Origin of the sequence: Streptomyces sp. NPDC017448 (assembly GCF_044330565.1) — a bacterium.
Classification (GTDB): Bacteria; Actinomycetota; Actinomycetes; order Streptomycetales; family Streptomycetaceae; genus Streptomyces.
Map to the genome: position 1 here is coordinate 36,377 of NZ_JBIRLM010000013.1, position 17,049 is coordinate 53,425.

Consider the following 17,049-nt stretch of genomic DNA (forward strand, 5'->3'; position numbering starts at 1 on the left):
CCGCCGGGCTCACGCCGCGTGGGCGACGACCGGCCGGACCCGGACGGCCGCGCTCCACGCCCGGTGCTGAGCCAGCTCCGCCGTCGCCCCCTCCGCCAGCACCATCCCCGTGCAGCCGCGCTGGTCGTTCACGTGCTCCACCCTCTCGCCGGGTTCGCGGACCGGGAACCACTCCACCGCCCCGGGGAACGCCCCGAGCTCGTCGAGTCCGAGCCAGCCCTTGAGCACGCCGGGCCGCTCGGCGTACACCAGGACGAAACCGTACGCCGGGCCTTCGGCGTCGAGCGGGGCGTCCAACAGCGCCGGGCGGCGGCCGAGCGCCTCGTCCACCATCGCGGTGTAGACATTGGTCCGCAGCGTCCGGCACAGCACCTCGCCGACCAGCGCCCCGCCGATCCTGCGGTTGATCTCCACCAGCTCCGGGCCGTCGGCCGTCAGGATGAACTCCACGTGGGCGAACCCCCGTTCGTGGCCGGCCACCGCCAGGACCCGGCCCACCCACGCCTCGATCCCGGCCCGCTCCTCCGCGGGCAGCGCCACCGGGAACGCCGCCGCCTCCTCCCGTACCACCGCGGCCCGGGACGTCTGGCGGCTCAGCACCCCGAGGAGCCGGGTGGCGCCGTCCCAGCTGAGGGTTTCGGCGCTGTACAGCGGGCCGGCGAGGAACGCCTCGGCGAACAGGGAGCCGGAGAGCCGCTGCCGGCCGGCCTCCGCCACCGCCCGGTGCAGGGCCTCCTCGTCGTGCACGACCCACACGGCACGCGAGGAGGTGCCCGCCGAGTCCTTCAGGACCGCGGGCAGTCCGACCGCCCGCAGCACCGCCTCGGCGCCCTCGGCGCCCAGCGGGACGGCCACGGCCGTGCCGCGGCTCAGTCCCCGCGCGTACAGGGCCTCCCGGACCCCGCGCTTGTCGCGCAGCAGCCGTACGGCCGCGGGGTCGGCGCCCGGCAGCCCGAGCCGGGCCGCCAGCTCCGCGGCCGGCAGGCTCCAGGTGTCCGTCGTGTTGATCAGCCCGGCCAGCTCCGGCACGGCTGCCAGCGCCCGGCGGACGGCCTCGGGGTCGTCCGTGTCCACGTCCACGACGTCCAGCGCGTCCGGCCGCAGGACCGCCAGCTCGTGCCGGTAGACCGAACGGTCGCCGGTCAGCAGGCACAGCCGGTGCCCCGCCCCGGTGGCGGCCTCCGCCATCCGGCCCAGGCCGAAGGAGAGGGACTCCAGTGCGGCGATCGTCATGGCAGCAGCTCCACGGTCGTTGCGGGGGAGGGGGCCGCGCCCTCGGCGGACTTCCCGTCGCCCCCGGTGGCCCCGGCGGAATCGACGGACGTGTCGCCCTCGGCGGTCCGCGCGGCCGGCGGAGCGGGGCGGCCCGCCCACTCCATCACGGACCACGGCGGTCGCAGGCCGGCCGGCGAGGTGATGGCGCGGGGGCGCAGCCCGGCCGGGTCCAGCGCCTCGGCGTGGCGGGCGAACACTCGCTCCGTGTACCGGTGTCCGGTGTCGGCGCCCAGCACCAGATGCAGCCGCCCGGGATCGCGGGCCGCCTCCCAGGAGGCCGCGAGGTGGGCCGCTCCGGTGGACAGGCCGGCGAACACCGCGTGTTCCCGCAGCAGTCCGACGGCCCCGGCCATCGCGTGGCGGAAGTCGAGCCAGTGGACGGTGTCGTACAGCTCGTGGCGGACGTTCCCGAACGGGATCGAGCTGCCGATGCCCGCGATGATCGCCTCCGGGTCCTCGAACCGCTCGCTCCCGAAGGTCACGCTGCCGAACGGCTGGACGCCCACCAGCCGCACCGGCCGTCCCGACTCCCGCAGCGCGCGGGCCAGTCCACCGGTCGACGCACCCGTGCCCACCGCGCCGACCACGGTCACCGGGCCCTCGGGCAGCGCATCGGTCAGGAGCTCCGCGAACTCCCGGTACCCCTCGTGGTGGACTCCGTCGTGGTACTGCCGCATCCAGTGGAAGTCCGGCCGCTCGGCCAGCAGGCGGCGGACGTGGCGGACCCGCGCCTCCTGGTCCAGGCGCAGGCTCCGGGAGGGCGGCATGGCGTCGACCGTCGCGCCCAGGATCTCCAACTGCGCCCGCATGGTGGCGTCCACGGTGGTGGAGGCGACGATGCGGCACCGCAGCCCGTAGCGGTGGCAGGCCATGGCGAGGGCCAGCGCGTAGATCCCGCTGGAGCTGTCCACCAGCGTCTGCCCGGGGACGATCCGGCCCCGGCGCAACAGCGAGCGGACCGCGCCGAGGGCGGCGTACACCTTCATCGTCTCGAAGCGGGCGAGGACGACGTCGCCGGTGAGCCGGATCAGGTCGGGGGCCTTGACCGCGTCGGTGATGTGCTCGTGGATCACCGCGGGGGCGGTCCGGGAGCCGGAGCCGTCGCGGGGCTCCGGGGCGTCGTGGGGGGCGGAGGCGAGCCGGGCTCCCGGGGTGGAGCGGGGGCGGGTGCCGGGGCCGGTCCTCATGCGCGCCGCCCGCGGACGACGAGCCGGTCCGAGCGCTGGTCGTAGCCGGACGCGTCGAACCCGCCGAAACACTCCACGCCGGTGAAGCCCGCCTCCTCGAAGAGGGCGTGCAGCTCGGCCGCCGAGTAGAGCCAGGAGGTGAGGGACGCCGTCCGCGCCGTCGTGCCGCGCACCAGCGTCCAGTCGGTGCGCAGCCGCCGCCAGCCGTCGAGGACGGTGTCGCGCTGGACGACGTAGGAGCCGTCCGGCAGGTCCACCGCCTGGGGCCGGCCGATCCAGCCGGCCAGCACCTCCTTGCCCATCACGTCCACCAGGAGCCGGCCGCCCGGCACGAGGCTGTCGTACGCGTTGCGCAGCACCCGCAGGTTGTCCTCGGCCGCGTCGAAGTAGCCGAAGGAGGTGAAGACGTTCAGCACCACGTCGAAGGCTTCCGGCTCCCGGTAGGCGAGCATGTCGGCGCGCTCCAGCCGCACCTTCGCCCCCGCCGCGTCGCAGGCGGCACGGGCCCTCTCCAGCATCGAGGGCGAGAGGTCGACCCCCGTCACCTCGTACCCCCGGGCGGCCAGCGGCACCACGAAGAGGCCCGGCCCGCAGCACAGGTCCAGCACTCTCGTGCCGGGCGGGAAGTCCAGCAGGGGGGAGCCGGCGACCAGGGCGGCCGCCGACTCGGCCCGCGCGGGTGGGAACATCGTCGGGGCGAAATCGGACCAGAGCGCGTCGTCCTCGTACCAGTGCATGCCTCGCGGTCTCCTCACGGGCCAGAGCCTGTCTGCCGTCCCTCCAGTAGTCGGCCGCCGCTGCCGGGGAGTTCCCTCCTGCCCGCCGCCCCTTCCCCGCGCCTCACCGGCGGGCTCCGGGCGGTGTGCAGGCGACGTAACCGTCGCCGCCCGCCCGGTGTCATCCCCGGGTAACGGGCTCTTCCTAGATTCGGGAACGACCGCCGCCCGACCCGCGTTTCCCCGGGAACGCCCGCCCCGAAGGGCCTCCATGACCGCGCCGACCCCGCCGCCGGACGCCCCCGCCACCGACCGGGTGCGCACGGTCTGCTCGTACTGCGGCGTCGGCTGCGGGATCGTCCTCGACGTCGCCACCGGCCCCGACGGCCGCCGCGCCGTCGTCAAGGCGTCCGGCGACAAGGAACACCCCTCGAACGCCGGCCGGCTCTGCACCAAGGGCGCGACCGGCGCCGACCTCCTCGCCGCCCCCGGCCGGCTCACCACCGCCCTGGCCCGCCCCGACCGGGGCGAACAGCCCGCCCCGCTCGCCCGGGACGCCGCCATCGCGGAGACCGCGCGCCGACTGCGGTCCGTGCTGGACGCCCACGGCCCGGACGCGATCGCCCTCTACGTCTCCGGCCAGATGTCGCTGGAGGCGCAGTACCTGGCCAACAAACTGGCCAAGGGCTTCATCCGGACCACCGCGGTCGAGTCCAACTCCCGGCTCTGCATGGCGAGCGCGGGCAGCGGCTACAAGCTGTCCCTCGGCGCGGACGGCCCGCCCGGCTCCTACGACGACCTCGCCCGCGCCGACGTCTTCCTCGTCATCGGCGCCAACATGGCCGACTGCCACCCCGTCCTCTTCCTGCGGATGATGGAGCGCGTCAAGGCGGGCGCGAAACTGATCGTCGTCGACCCCCGGCGCAACGCCACCGCCGCCAAGGCCGACCTGTACCTGCGCATCCGGCCCGGCACCGACCTGGCGCTCCTCAACGGACTGCTGCACCTCCTGGTCGAGAACGGGCACACCGATCCGGAGTTCATCTCCGACCACACCGAGGGCTGGGAGCAGATGCCCGCCTTCCTCCGCGACTACCCGCCCGCCGCGGTGGCGGAGACCACCGGCATCCCCGAGGAGGACATCCGGCGGGCCGCCCGCTGGATCGGCGAGGCGGGCGACTGGACGAGCTGCTGGACGATGGGGCTCAACCAGTCCACCCACGGCACCTGGAACACCAACGCGCTGATCAACCTGCACCTGGCGACGGGCGCGATCTGCCGCCCCGGCAGCGGCCCGTTCTCGCTCACCGGCCAGCCCAACGCCATGGGCGGCCGGGAGATGGGCTACATGGGCCCCGGGCTCCCCGGCCAGCGGTCGCTCCTGGTCGACGAGGACCGCGCCTTCACCGAGGAGCTGTGGGGCATCCCGCCCGGCACCCTGCGCGCGGACGGTTCGGGCGGCGGCGCCGTCGACCTGTTCCGGCGCATGGCGGAGGGGGAGATCAAGGCGTGCTGGATCATCTGCACCAACCCGGTCGCCTCGGTCGCCAACCGCCGCACCGTCATCGAGGGGCTGGAGGCCGCCGAACTGGTCGTCACCCAGGACGTGTTCGCCGAGACCGAGACCAACGCGTACGCCGACATCGTCCTGCCCGCCGCGCTCTGGGCCGAGTCCGAGGGCGTCATGGTCAACTCCGAGCGCACCCTCACCCTCTCCCGCCGCGCCGTGGACCCGCCCGGCGAGGCGTGGCCGGACTGGCGGATCATCGCGGCGGTCGCCCGCGCCATGGGGTACGAGGACGCCTTCGACTACACCAGCGCCGAGGAGGTCTTCACCGAGATCACCCGGGCGTGGAACCCGCACACCGGCTACGACCTGCGCGGGGTCACGTACGAACGGCTGCGCGCGACCCCCGTCCAGTGGCCGAGCGCCGATGCCGGGGGGCCCGCCCGCAACCCCGTGCGCTACCTCAACGACGGCGTCGGCCGGGAGCCGGCCGTACGGCCCGACGGGAGCGTGCCGAGGCTCGTCTTCCCCACGCCGAGCGGCCGGGCGGTCTTCCACGCCCGCCCGCACCTGCCGCCGGCCGAGATGCCCGACGACGACTTCCCGTTCGTCCTGAACACCGGGCGGCTCCAGCACCAGTGGCACACGCTCACCAAGACCGCCAAGATCGACAGGCTGAACCGGCTCGACCCCGGTCCGTTCATCGAGATCCACCCGGACGACGCGGCCGCCCTGGGCCTCGCGGAGGGCGACGGCGTCGAGGCCGCGTCGCGGCGCGGCCGTGCGGTGCTCCCGGCCCGGATCACCGACCGGGTGCGGGCGGGGGAGTGCTTCGCCCCTTTCCACTGGAGCGACCTGTTCGGCGAGTACCTGGGGGTGAACGCCGTCACCAACGACGCGGTCGACCCGATCTCGCTCCAGCCGGAGCTGAAGGTGTGCGCGGTACGGCTGGCGAGGGTGGCCGCCCCCGCCGTGCGCCCCGCTCCGACCGCCGCCGCTCCGACCGCCGCCGAACGGTCCGCGCTCGCCGGGGCGCCCGGCCCCACGGACGCCCCGCCCCAGGCGGCCGGTGGGGGCCTGGCGAGTACCCTGGGGCCGGCTGACACGGCCCCGCCCGTCCTCACCGGCGCCGAACGCCGCTATCTCGCCGGATTCCTCGCGGGTCTGGGGGAGCACCCATCGGGCACCCCGGTGCTTCCGGCGGGTGCCCCGTTCGCCCCGGACCACGCGCTGTGGGTCAACGGCATGCTGGCGGGAGCCCACTCCCGCCTCCCGGAGCCGCGGGGCCCGGCGACCGCCCCCGCGGCACCGGCGACCACCCCGCCCGAGCAGGCCCGACCGGTCCTCGTGCTCTGGGCCTCGCAGACCGGCAACGCCGAGGAGGCCGCGGCGACGGCCGCCCGCACGCTGGCCGCCGAGGGGTACCGCACCACGCTCCTCGGCATGGACGACGGAACGCCCGAGGCCCTGCCGAGCCCCGCCGACCTCCTCGTCGTCACCAGCACCTTCGGCGACGGCGACGCCCCCGACAACGGCTCCGGCTTCTGGGAGTCGCTGAACGCCCCCGGAGCGCCGCGCCTGGAGGGCCTGCGGTACGCCGTCCTCGCGCTCGGCGACTCCTCGTACGACGACTTCTGCGGCCACGGCCGCCGACTGGACGAACGGCTGGGCGAACTGGGCGCGGAGCGGCTCGTCCCGCGCACCGACTGCGAACCCGAGTACGAACAGCCCTTCGAGCAGTGGCTCAAGGAGGTCCGGACGGCGCTGGAGGCGGAGGCAGGGCCGAACCCCCGGACCGCGACCGCGACCGCCCCCACGACCGCGACCGCCCCCACGACCGCGACCGCCCCCACGACCGGGGCCGCCTCCACAACCGGCGCCGGGACCGGGACAACGCCCTCGGCCGGTACCCCCGCCATGACGCCGCCCGCCCCCGCCCGCCCCGCCCGGGCCGCGCCCGTCTCCGCCCTCCTCACCGGGAACCGCCTCCTGAGCCTGCCCGGAGCGGCGAAGGAGGTCCGCGCCTTCACGATCGACACGCGGCACGCCGACACCCCCCTGAGCTACACCGTCGGGGACGCCCTCGGCGTGCAGCCCCTCAACTGCCCCGGCCTGGTGGCCGAATGGCTCGACGCCACCGGCCTCGACCCCGCCGCCGAGGTGGAGGTCCCCGCCCACGGCACGGTCGCGCTCGGCGAGGCTCTGCACCGCCACTTCGACATCACCCGGATCACCCCGGACCTGCTGCGTCTGGTCGCGGACCGGACGGGGGACCGGACGCTGAGGAAGCTGCTGCGCCCCGACAACAAGGGCGAGCGGGACCGGTGGGCCTGGGGGCGGCAGGCCGTCGACGTCCTCGCCGAACACCCGGTACGGGCCACGGCCGCGGTCTGGGCCGAGGTGCTGGGACCGCTCCGCCCCCGGCTGTACTCCATCGCCTCCAGCCCGCTCGCGGACCCCCACCGGATCAGGCTGACCGTCTCCGTGATCCGCTACGAGGGCCGCCTCGGGCGGATGCGCAAGGGCGTGGCCTCCACGTTCCTGGCCGACGCCGGACCGGACAGCCCGCTGCCCGTCTCCGTCCGGCGCAACGACCGCTTCGCCCCGCCCGCCGACCCGGCCGCCCCGATGATCATGGTCGGCCCCGGCACCGGGATCGCCCCGTTCCTCGGCTTCCTGGAGGAGCGGCGGGCGCTCGGGCACTCCGGCGCCAACTGGCTGTTCTTCGGCGAGCAGCACCGGGCCACGGACTTCTACTACCGCGAAGAGCTCGACGCCCTGATCCGCTCGGGCACCCTCACCCGGTTGGACACCGCCTTCTCCCGCGACCAGCGCGCCAAGGTCTACGTCCAGGACCGGATGCGCGAGCACGGAGCCCAGCTCTGGTCCTGGCTCCGCGACGGCGCCCACCTCTACGTCTGCGGCGACGCCTCCCGCATGGCCAAGGACGTGGACCGGGCGCTGTGCGACATCGCCGTGGCCCACGGCGGCCTCGCACCCGAAGCCGCCGCCGCGCAGGTGAAGCGGCTAGCCTCGGACCGCCGATACGTACGTGACGTGTACTGAACGAGGGAGCATGGCGATGGCCTGGGCGAACGTACCCGTGGACACCGGATCGCCGACCGCGGGCGCGGTCCTGCTGACCGGCGTCCCCGGCAGCGGCAAGAGTACGGTGGCCCCCGCGCTCGCCGCCCGGTTCGACGCCGCCGCCCACATCGAGGTGGACGGGCTCCAGGAGCTCATCGTCTCCGGCGGCCGGTGGCCCACGCCCGAGGGGGACCGGGAGGCGGACCGGCAGCTCTTCCTCCGTGCCCGCAACGCCTGCCTGCTGGCGGGCAGTTTCGCCGCCGCGGGTTTTCTGCCGGTCATCGACGACGTCGTCGTACGCCGTGCCCACCGGGACTTCTACCGCGCCGCGTTCACCGCCGGACCGCTGCACGTCGTGGTCCTGGCACCGGGCGCGGCGAAGGCCAGGGAGCGCAACCTCGGCCGGGACAAGAGGCTGACGACGGACTGGTCCCCGTTGGACGCGGTGATGCGCGACGAGTTGGCCGACGAGAAGATCTGGATCGACAACGCGGAGCTGACCGTGGACGAGACGGTCGACGCGGTCCTGTCCGCCACCGGTCTGAGGCCCCCGGGGCCCTGACGCCGCGGGCGTTGTCAGACCCCCGCCGTACGGTGAGGACATCTATCCGCGCCGCTGGCTGCTGCGCTGCTGGATCGCCCCGCCCGGCTGCTCCCGGGCGGGGCGCACATCCGCCGGGTCAGCCCGCCGACTCGCCCGCGTGCGGGCTCAGCGCACCGGTCCAGATCAGCGCGAAGATGACGATGCCGAGCAGGATGCGGTAGATCACGAACGGCATGAAGGACTTCGTGGTGATGAACTTCATGAACCAGGCGATGACGGCGTAGCCGACGAAGAAGGCCACCACCGTCGCGAAGATCGTCGGGCCCCAGGAGACGTGCCCCTCGCCCACGTCCTTGAGCTCGTAGGCGCCCGAGGCGAGCACGGCGGGGATCGCCAGGAGGAACGAGTAGCGGGCGGCCGACTCGCGGGTGTAGCCCATCAGCAGGCCGCCGCTGATCGTCGCGCCCGACCGGGAGACGCCCGGGATCAGCGCCATCGCCTGGCAGAACCCGTAGATCAGACCGTCCTTGACGCCCAGGTCCTTCAGTGTCTTGCGCTCCTTCGCCACGCGGTGCCTGCCGCCCGTCTCGTCCCGTGCGGCCAGCCGGTCCGCGACGCCCAGCACGACGCCCATGACGATCAGCGTCGTCGCGATCAGCCGCAGGTCGCGGAAGGGGCCCTCGATCTGGTCCTTGAGCGTGAGGCCCAGCACGCCGATCGGGATCGAGCCGACGATGACCAGCCAGCCCATCTGGGCGTCGTGGTCGCCGCGCATCGTACGGTCCGTCAGGGAGCGGAACCAGGCCGACAGGATGCGGGCGATGTCCTTGCGGAAGTAGATGAGCACCGCGGTCTCGGTGCCGATCTGGGTGATCGCGGTGAACGCCGCCCCCGGGTCGTGCCAGCCCGCGAACGCGGCCGTCAGCCGCAGATGCGCGCTGGAGGAGATCGGCAGGAACTCCGTGAGTCCCTGGACGAGTCCCAGGACGAATGATTCGAACCAGCTCATGGGGGTTAGGCCATCCCGGAGGTGATCGTGCGCCGGCCGCGGACTGCTGGGCCCGCCGGCCGCGCGCACAGTGCAGAGTGCGGTCAAGGATCAAGGACATCGAGGTCGCGGGCAGCGTATCGCCCGAAGGTGAACGCCAGGCTGACCGCACGGGTCGTCCACGTGCCGCCGTGCGCTCAGTCCTCCGGCGTGTCCCGGCCCAGCCGGTGGCGTTTGCGCCAGGCCACCAGCCCCCCGCCGAGAGCGGACAGCACGATGAAGCCCATCGCGGCCAGGAACACGGGCGAGGTCGGCGAGGCGGCCTCGCTGCCGGCTATCACGTACGCCGCCGTGTTCGGGATCGACCCGAGCCCGGTGGCCAGGAGGAACGGCGGAGCGCCCATCCGGGAGGTCGCCGCACAGTAGTTGGCGGCGGCGAACGGGACTCCGGGGAAGAGCCGCAGCGCCAGGACCGACCGGAAGCCGTGCCGGCTCAGCACCCCGTCGGCGGCGGTGAGCAGCTTCCCGCGCAGCAGCGTCCGCAGCGCGTCCTGTCCCAGCACCCGGCCCAGCATGAACGACACGCCCGCGCCCAGCACCGTGCCCGCCAGCGCTGCGGCCAGCCCCGCCTGCGCGCCGAACAACGCGCCCGCGGCGATGTTCAGCAGCGGGCGGGGCACGAACGCCACCGTCAGCGCCCCGTAGGCGAGCCCGAAGAGCATCGCGGCCGTGCCGCCGGCCAACTGGGGCGGCCACCCCGAAGCGAGCAGCCGCTGCGGCTCGAACAGCAGCATCGTCGACGCGGCCCCGAGGAGGACGACCACGAGCAGCGAGAGCCGGGACCACGGCGACAGGAGCGCCCGGGTGAGGCGCACGGCCGGGCCGGCGGCGGGCCGGGCGGTGGGGACGGGGTCGAACATTCGGGGAGAGTAACCGAAAAGGGTGTGTGATCGCCGTAACGTGCGTCGCGTGGGCCCCGCCCCGGAGACCCCCGTCCCACCGGATTCCGCCCCTGCGGCCCCCGCCCCGTCCGACAGCGTGCTCGCCGACGCCGTCCTGGAGCGCCTCGTCGCGGCGTACGCCCCGGCCGCCGAACCCCCCCTACGGGCGGAGGGGGCCGCCGGGGAGACTGTTCGACTACTGCCTGCGCCGCGCGGGCCACCCGGACTTCTTCCTCCGCAAGGCGGTCGGCTGGGCGCGGCGCGAGTACGCTGGGACCGCCCCCGCCGCCGTACGCCTCTTCGTCGAGGGGCCCGGGACCGCCTGTCGCCGCTCTCCGAACGCGAAGCCCTCAAGAACCTCTGAACGTCCGGGGCGAAGGGGAGGGCGGCGGAAAACCATTCGACGCGCCCGCCGCGCCCGGCCATGATCGGGGCATGTTCCGGTACGCCTTCCTCGCAGCGCCGTCCGCGGTCGCGGACGCGCCGAAGGCTGCCGTGAACGAGGCGGTCGCCGCGGCCCCCGCCCCGGCCGCCCTCGCAGCAGCAGTCGTCGCAGCGGTGTCCACCGCCGTCGCAGCGCCCTTCGGCGGCGCCCGAAGCTGACCCTCCCCCGACAGTCCGGCGGACCCCGCAAGGGGAGGGTCGGCGGGGCCCTGGGGTCTTCTCCATCTCAGCTTCGAGCTCTCCAAGAGGAACGAACCATGTCCAAGACGGCTTACGTACGCACCAAGCCGCACCTCAACATCGGCACCATGGGCCACGTCGACCACGGCAAGACCACCCTCACCGCCGCCATCACCAAGGTCCTCAGCGAGCGCGGCGGCGGCAGCACCTCCTACGTGTCCTTCGACCGGATCGACCGGGCCCCCGAGGAGGCCCGGCGCGGTATCACCATCAACATCGCGCACGTCGAGTACGAGACCGACACCCGCCACTACGCGCACGTCGACATGCCCGGCCACGCCGACTACATCAAGAACATGGTCACGGGAGCGGCGCAGCTCGACGGGGCGATCCTCGTGGTCTCCGCGCTCGACGGGATCATGCCGCAGACCGCCGAGCACGTCCTGCTGGCCCGTCAAGTGGGCGTCGACCACATCGTCGTCGCGCTCAACAAGGCCGACGCGGGCGACCCCGAGCTGACCGACCTGGTCGAGCTGGAGGTCCGCGACCTGCTCTCCGCGCACGGGTACGGCGGGGACGCCGTCCCCGTGGTCCGGGTCTCCGGGCTCAAGGCGCTGGAGGGCGACCCGCGCTGGACGGCGGCGATCGAGGGGCTGCTGGACGCCGTCGACACCTACGTGCCGATGCCGGTGCGCTACACCGACGCCCCGTTCCTGCTGTCCGTCGAGAACGTCCTCACCATCACCGGCCGGGGCACCGTCGTCACCGGCGCCGTCGAGCGCGGCACCGTCCGCGTCGGGGACCGGGTCCAGGTGCTGGGCGCGGACGTCGAGACGGTCGTCACCGGCCTGGAGACCTTCGGCAGGCCGATGGAGTCCGCCGAGGCCGGGGACAACGTGGCGCTGCTGCTGCGCGGGGTGGAGCGCGACCGGGTCCGGCGCGGCCACGTCGTCGCCGCGCCCGGCAGCGTCACGCCGAGCCGCCGGTTCACCGCGCAGGTGTACGTGCTGTCGGCGAAGGAGGGCGGCCGGACCACCCCGGTCGCCACCGGCTACCGGCCGCAGTTCTACATCCGTACGGCGGACGTCGTCGGGGACGTCGACCTCGGGGAGGCGGCCGTCGCGCGTCCCGGCTCCACGGTCACGATGACCGTGGAGCTGGGCCGCGACGTGCCGCTGGAGTCCGGTCTCGGCTTCGCGATCCGCGAGGGCGGTCGCACGGTCGGCGCGGGCACGGTCACCGCGCTGCTCTGAGCACCACCGCGGCCCGCCGCCCCTTCCGCCGGAAGGGGCGGCGGGCCGCGGTGCGGGGGAGGCGACAATGGTGGGGTGAACGAGCCGATACCCGTCATCCGCGAGGTCGACCACGGGACCGCCCGGCTGCTGCCCGACGTGGACCGCGGCCGGGCCTGGCTGCTCACGGTCGACGACGCCCCCCAGTCCTACGTGGACCTCGACGACCCGTACCACCTGGAATTCGAGTACGTACGGCGGCTCGCCCACGTCGTGGACGGCGCGGGGGAGCCGGGGGCGCCCCTGGACGTCCTGCACCTGGGCGGCGGTGCGCTGACCCTGCCCCGGTACGTGGCCGCGACGCGTCCCGGCTCGCGGCAGGACGTCGTCGACGCCGACCGGGGGCTGCTGCGGCTGGTCGGCGAGCAGATGCCGCTGCCCGAGGGGAGCGGTGTCATCCTCCACGCGGCCGACGCCCGGGAGCGGCTGGAGGCGACGGCCCCCGCCTCCGTGGACCTGCTGATCGCGGACGTCTTCGGCGGCTCCCGGGTGCCGGCCCACCTCACCTCCGTGGAGTACGCGCGGGCCGCCGGACGGGCGCTGCGGGAGGACGGGGTCTACGCGGCCAACCTGGCCGACAGCGCGCCGTTCGCCTTCCTCCGCTCGCAACTGGCTAATTTCGCCGAGGTCTTCCGCGAGGCGGCGCTGATGGCGGAACCGGCGGTCCTGCGCGGGCGGCGCTTCGGCAACATCGTCCTGCTCGCCTCGCACACGCCCCTCGACACGGCCCCGCTCGTCCGGCGCTGCGCGGCGGACGCCTTCCCCGCACGGGTCACCCACGGCTCCGCGCTGACCCGGTTCCTGGGCGCGGCCCGCCCGGTCGCGGACGCGGACGCCGTCGCCTCGCCCGAACCGCCCGCCGGGGCCTTCAGCGTGGGCTGAGGCGCCCGGCGGGCGGGGCGGGGCGGGCAGGGAACGGGCCGGTGCGGGCCGCCGGTGTCAGCCGGTGGGCTGACCGGCGAGGCGGACCGTGCTGAGGATCTGCTGGATGGTGGTGTCCGGCAGCTCGTCCTTGACGCCCTCGGCGGCGTAGAGGGCCCAGGTGGAGTAGTCGCCCTTGGCGTTCTTGAAGGAGAAGGCGATCGACTTCCCGTCGCTGTCGCACTTCTCCTTGTTGGCCAGGCCCAGGGCGGTGGCCTGGACGACGCTGCCGGAGAGGCCCGACTTGGTGGTGAAGGGCTTGGGCTTGCCCACCTTCACCTTCTCCTTGGGGTCGAGCTGGGCGTAGGCGGCCCACACGAAGTTGCCTGCCTCGGCCGTCGCGGCCTCATCGGTGTTCTTGGCGCCCTGGGCGCCCTTCGTCCCGACGCCGGCGAGTCCGGTGTCCTCCTCGCGGCCGTCCCCGTCGGAGTCGTCGACGCACCACTTGCTCTTGTAGTAGGCGGGCGCGGAGAAGCCGGCGACCGGCGACCCGTCCCCCTTCTTGGCGTCCTCGAAACCGGCGAACGTTCCCGAGCTGGAGACCTCCCAGTCCCCGGGCACGTCGAACTGCGTGCCCCACTTGGGGTTGGTGACGACCTTCCAGCCCGGAATGAGCGGCTTGGGGTCGCTGTCGGAGCCGCGCGGGTTCTCCGCCGGCGTGGAGCCGGTGGCCGATTCGGCGGGCTCGGCGCTCGGCGAGGCGGGCTTCTTGGGGTCGGCGACCGTCTTGCCGTCGTCGTCCTTGCCGAGCACGAGGAAGCCCGTGACGCCCGCCGCGATCACGACGGCGGTCGCCGCGACGATCGCCGTGATCACCGTCTTCTTCTTGTCGTCGCCGGGCTTCGGCCCGCCGGGCGGACCCGGGACGGCGTACTGCGGCACCGTCGGCTGCTGGTAGGGGTTGGGCTGCTGGTACCCCGGCTGCCCGCCGGGCGGTGGGCCCTGCGGGTAGCCGTAACCCGGCTGCGCGGGCTCTCCCTGCGGCGGATACCCCGGTTGCTGGTAGGGGTTGGGCTGCTGGTACCCCGGCTGCTGGTACGGGTTCTGGTTCTGGTCCTGCGGGTTCTGCTCGCCCCCGGGCGGCTGCGTTCCTGGCCACATGGCCAGTAACCATAGATGGACCGTGCGGCCACTTCTACGGCCGCCCTGTACCGGAGCCGTCACAAGGGGATGGCCAAACGGTGCTACTGATGAGTAACATTCCGGCATGAGCGCTGAACAGATGACCGTGGGCGAGATGCTCGTCGCGACCGTTCCGATGGCCCGGACCCTCAACCTCGCCTTCCTGGAGACGACCCCGGAGCGCGCCGTCGTCCGGCTGCCCGACCAGGCGGACTACCACAACCACCTCGGCGGCCCGCACGCCGGAGCGATGTTCACGCTCGCCGAGTCCGCCAGCGGCGCGATCGTCATCGCCGCCTTCGGCGACCAGATGTCACGCGCCGTGCCGCTCGCCGTGAAGGCGGAGATCGGCTACAAGAAGCTGGCCAAGGGCGAGGTCACGGCGACCGCGACCCTCGGCCGCCCCATCGCCGACGTCGTCGCCGAGCTGGACGCCGGGCAGCGGCCGGAATTCCCCGTCGCCGTCGAGATCCGGCGCGCCGACGGGGCGGTCACGGGCGAGATGACCGTCGTGTGGACCCTGCGCCCCCACAGCTGACCGTTCACCGCACGCGTACGCACCGGGCCGCGGCCCCTCCCGAGGCGGGGAGGGGCCGCGGCCCGGTCGTGCACGGCGGGGGCGCGGGCCTCAGCCTCCGTGCGCCTCGCCCTCCGCGGGCGCGGCCTCGTGCGCCTCGCGGTGGGCCTTGGCCAGCTCCACGTACCCGGCCGCGTTGAAGCGGATGCTCTCCAGCTCCTCCGGGGTCAGCGGCCGCTTCACCTTCGCGGGCACGCCGGCGACGAGCGAGCCCGGCGGCACGCGCATCCCCTGCGGCACGAGCGCCTGCGCCGCGACCAGCGAACCGGCACCGATGTGCGCCCCGTTCAGGACTGTTGCGCCCATCCCGACCAGCACGTCGTCCTCGATCACACAGCCGTGCAGCACCGCGTTGTGGCCGACCGAGACCCGCGCGCCCACGGTCAGCGGGAACCCGGGATCGGTGTGCACGCTGCAGTTGTCCTGGACATTGCTGTCGGGACCGATCGAGATGGGGCCGCAGTCGGCGCGCAGCACCGCTTGGTACCAGACGCTGGAGCCCGCCGCGAGCGTCACCTCGCCGATCACCACGGAGGTCGGGGCCGTGAACGCGTCCGCGTCGACGTCCGGCTCCTTGCCGCCCATGCCCGTGATCAACGCCTGCTCCGCCATCGCCTGCTCCTTCGCGCCGGTGTGGTGCCGTCCCACACGGTAGGGGACGGCCGCCGCGGCCCGCCGCGCAGTGGGGCGAACATCACAGGTCACCGCGCCGATCGCCCGCCGCGCCGCCGACTACCGTGAGCGCGTGCCGAAGAACCGCAACCCGTTCTCCCTCCTCGCCCGCCTCCCGCGCCGCGCCGCCTCCCGCGCGGTCCACCGCGGCTGGAGCTGGGCGCAGCGGGCGGGCGCGGTCACCGCCGAGCACCCCGGGCGGCTGCGGTTCGGCGCGATCGGCCCCGGCACCCGGCTCGCCTTCCCCCAGGGGACCGTGTTCGGCGAACCCTGGATCGAGCTGGGCGCGCACTGCGTCATCGGCGAGCAGGTCACGCTCACCGCCGGGATGATGCCGGACCTGGACCTGGGCCCCGACACCGTCCTCACCCTGGGCGACGGCGTGGTGCTGGGACGCGGCAGCCACGTGATCGCGGACACGACGGTGACGATCGGCTCGGACACGTACTGCGGCCCCTACGTCTACATCACCTCGACGAACCACAGTTACGACGATCCGTACGAGCCCGTGGGCAAGCAGTGGCCCCGGATGGAACCGGTGACGATCGGCCCCGGCTGCTGGATAGGGACCGGCGCGGTGATCCTGCCCGGCGCCCGCCTCGGCCGGAACGTGGTGGTCGCGGCGGGCGCGGTCGTCCGGGGCGAGGTCCCCGACCACGCCGTGGTCGCCGGGGCGCCCGCCCGCGTCGTCCGCAGCTGGGATCCGCGGAAGGGGTGGCAACCGCCCCTGCGGACGCCCGCTCCCGTGCCGATACCCGAGGGCGTCACGCCCGAACAGCTGCTCGCCCTCGCCGAACCGGACGAGGCACGCGACACCCCGTGACGCCCCCTGAGGCGGGGGTACGGCCGGTGGGCGGGGGGCGCCCGCAGGGCGGTGCAATATTCTTGACCCCGGCATCCGCCGTACGCGACTCAGCCACCCGCACTCGGGTATCCGCACCCGGGCCTCCACGCCCCGGTCTCCCCACTCCGCCATCCACCGCAGGGACGGTACGTGTCCGACCTCGACCAGCTCACCCAGTCGCTGGCCCGCAACCTCAAGCGCTGGCGCGGCGAGCGCGGCTTCACCCTCGACGCCCTCGCCGCCCGCGCCGGGGTCAGCCGCGGGATGATCATCCAGATCGAGCAGGCGCGGACGAACCCGAGCGTCGGCACCACCGTGAAGCTGGCCGACGCCCTCGGCGTCAGCATCACCACCCTCCTCGACCACGAGCAGGGCGCCCAGGTCAGGCTGGTCCCGGAGAGCCGGGCCGTCCGCATGTGGTCCACCGAGGCGGGCAGCTCCACCACCCTGCTGGTCGGTGCGGAGGCCCGCGGCCCGCTCGAACTGTGGAGCTGCCGGCTGATGCCGGGGGAGGGCACCGCCTCCGACCCGCACCCGGAGGGCACCGTCGAACTCCTCCACGTGACCGAGGGCGAACTGACGCTCCTGGTCGACGGGCGCACCCACCCGGTGCCCGCCGGGACCTCCGCCGCCTTCGAGGCACACGTACCGCACGGCTACCGCAACGAGGGCGGCGAACCGACCGTGTTCACCATGACCGTCGCCATCCCGCCGGTTCGCTGAGCCGCCCGCCCGGGGCGCCGGGGGCCGGG

General features: G+C 74.2%; 15 protein-coding genes and 1 pseudogene. 9 read left to right on the plus strand and 7 right to left on the minus strand.

What is annotated here, in order from left to right:
* Positions 1-9: 9 nt before the first annotated feature.
* The 3 genes from ACH4K1_RS21480 to ACH4K1_RS21490 are packed head-to-tail and all read right to left on the minus strand — an operon-like array spanning position 10 to position 3,199.
* Positions 10-1,233 carry an ATP-grasp domain-containing protein gene (locus ACH4K1_RS21480; RefSeq protein WP_398090870.1) on the minus strand — a complete coding sequence of 408 codons (1,224 nt, stop codon included), beginning with the start codon at positions 1,231-1,233 and terminating at the stop codon, positions 10-12.
* The gene (locus ACH4K1_RS21485) at positions 1,230-2,462 is read right to left on the minus strand and encodes a pyridoxal-phosphate dependent enzyme (protein WP_398090871.1); all 1,233 of its coding nucleotides are present in this window, start codon (positions 2,460-2,462) and stop codon (positions 1,230-1,232) included. Before ACH4K1_RS21485 ends, ACH4K1_RS21480 begins: the two co-directional genes overlap by 4 nt.
* On the minus strand, positions 2,459-3,199 hold the full coding sequence (locus ACH4K1_RS21490; RefSeq protein ID WP_398090872.1) for a class I SAM-dependent methyltransferase: 741 nt from the start codon (positions 3,197-3,199) through the stop codon (positions 2,459-2,461). The genes ACH4K1_RS21485 and ACH4K1_RS21490 overlap by 4 nt, the downstream gene beginning before the upstream one ends.
* Positions 3,200-3,449: 250 nt before the next feature.
* Here ACH4K1_RS21490 and ACH4K1_RS21495 point away from each other — a divergent pair, with 250 nt between their 5' ends.
* Positions 3,450-7,751 (plus strand): molybdopterin-dependent oxidoreductase, encoded by a 4,302-nt coding sequence (locus tag ACH4K1_RS21495; protein WP_398090873.1) that lies wholly within the window; start codon positions 3,450-3,452, stop codon positions 7,749-7,751.
* A 16-nt stretch (positions 7,752-7,767) separates the two neighbouring features.
* Entirely contained in the window at positions 7,768-8,334 is a 567-nt protein-coding gene (locus ACH4K1_RS21500) for an AAA family ATPase (protein WP_398090874.1), read from the plus strand.
* Positions 8,335-8,452: 118 nt separating this feature from the next.
* Here the strand turns inward: ACH4K1_RS21500 and ACH4K1_RS21505 are convergent, their stop codons facing one another.
* Both ACH4K1_RS21505 and ACH4K1_RS21510 read right to left on the minus strand, forming a co-directional pair.
* Positions 8,453-9,325 (minus strand): undecaprenyl-diphosphate phosphatase, encoded by an 873-nt coding sequence (locus ACH4K1_RS21505; RefSeq protein WP_398090875.1) that lies wholly within the window; start codon positions 9,323-9,325, stop codon positions 8,453-8,455.
* Positions 9,326-9,501: 176 nt separating this feature from the next.
* Entirely contained in the window at positions 9,502-10,224 is a 723-nt protein-coding gene (locus ACH4K1_RS21510) for a TVP38/TMEM64 family protein (protein ID WP_398090876.1), read from the minus strand.
* Positions 10,225-10,430: 206 nt separating this feature from the next.
* Here ACH4K1_RS21510 and ACH4K1_RS21515 point away from each other — a divergent pair.
* From ACH4K1_RS21515 to ACH4K1_RS21530, 4 genes and pseudogenes are all read left to right on the plus strand, one after another.
* A pseudogene (locus ACH4K1_RS21515) lies at positions 10,431-10,609 on the plus strand (DNA alkylation repair protein); the annotation flags it as partial.
* A 71-nt stretch (positions 10,610-10,680) separates the two neighbouring features.
* Positions 10,681-10,848, plus strand: a complete 168-nt coding sequence (locus ACH4K1_RS21520; protein ID WP_398090877.1) for a hypothetical protein — start codon at positions 10,681-10,683, stop codon at positions 10,846-10,848.
* 98 nt (positions 10,849-10,946) lie between these two features.
* Positions 10,947-12,122, plus strand: coding sequence for an elongation factor Tu (gene tuf / locus ACH4K1_RS21525; RefSeq protein WP_398090878.1), 1,176 nt, complete (start codon positions 10,947-10,949; stop codon positions 12,120-12,122).
* 75 nt (positions 12,123-12,197) lie between these two features.
* Entirely contained in the window at positions 12,198-13,043 is an 846-nt protein-coding gene (locus ACH4K1_RS21530; protein WP_398090879.1) for a spermidine synthase, read from the plus strand.
* A gap of 57 nt (positions 13,044-13,100) precedes the next feature.
* Here ACH4K1_RS21530 and ACH4K1_RS21535 read toward each other — a convergent pair whose 3' ends face one another.
* On the minus strand, positions 13,101-14,183 hold the full coding sequence (locus ACH4K1_RS21535; RefSeq protein WP_398090880.1) for a hypothetical protein: 1,083 nt from the start codon (positions 14,181-14,183) through the stop codon (positions 13,101-13,103).
* Between the two features lie 121 nt (positions 14,184-14,304).
* Between ACH4K1_RS21535 and ACH4K1_RS21540 the strand changes: the two genes are divergently transcribed.
* Positions 14,305-14,742: a DUF4442 domain-containing protein gene (locus ACH4K1_RS21540; protein WP_398090991.1), complete on the plus strand. Its 438-nt coding sequence runs from the start codon at positions 14,305-14,307 to the stop codon at positions 14,740-14,742.
* Positions 14,743-14,832: 90 nt separating this feature from the next.
* Here the strand turns inward: ACH4K1_RS21540 and ACH4K1_RS21545 are convergent, their stop codons facing one another.
* Positions 14,833-15,393 carry a gamma carbonic anhydrase family protein gene (locus ACH4K1_RS21545; RefSeq protein ID WP_398090881.1) on the minus strand — a complete coding sequence of 187 codons (561 nt, stop codon included), beginning with the start codon at positions 15,391-15,393 and terminating at the stop codon, positions 14,833-14,835.
* A 133-nt stretch (positions 15,394-15,526) separates the two neighbouring features.
* Between ACH4K1_RS21545 and ACH4K1_RS21550 the strand changes: the two genes are divergently transcribed.
* Complete coding sequence (locus ACH4K1_RS21550) at positions 15,527-16,276, plus strand: acyltransferase (protein WP_398090882.1); 750 nt, start codon at positions 15,527-15,529, stop codon at positions 16,274-16,276.
* Positions 16,277-16,447: 171 nt separating this feature from the next.
* Positions 16,448-17,020, plus strand: coding sequence for a helix-turn-helix domain-containing protein (locus ACH4K1_RS21555; protein WP_398090883.1), 573 nt, complete (start codon positions 16,448-16,450; stop codon positions 17,018-17,020).
* Positions 17,021-17,049: the final 29 nt, after the last annotated feature.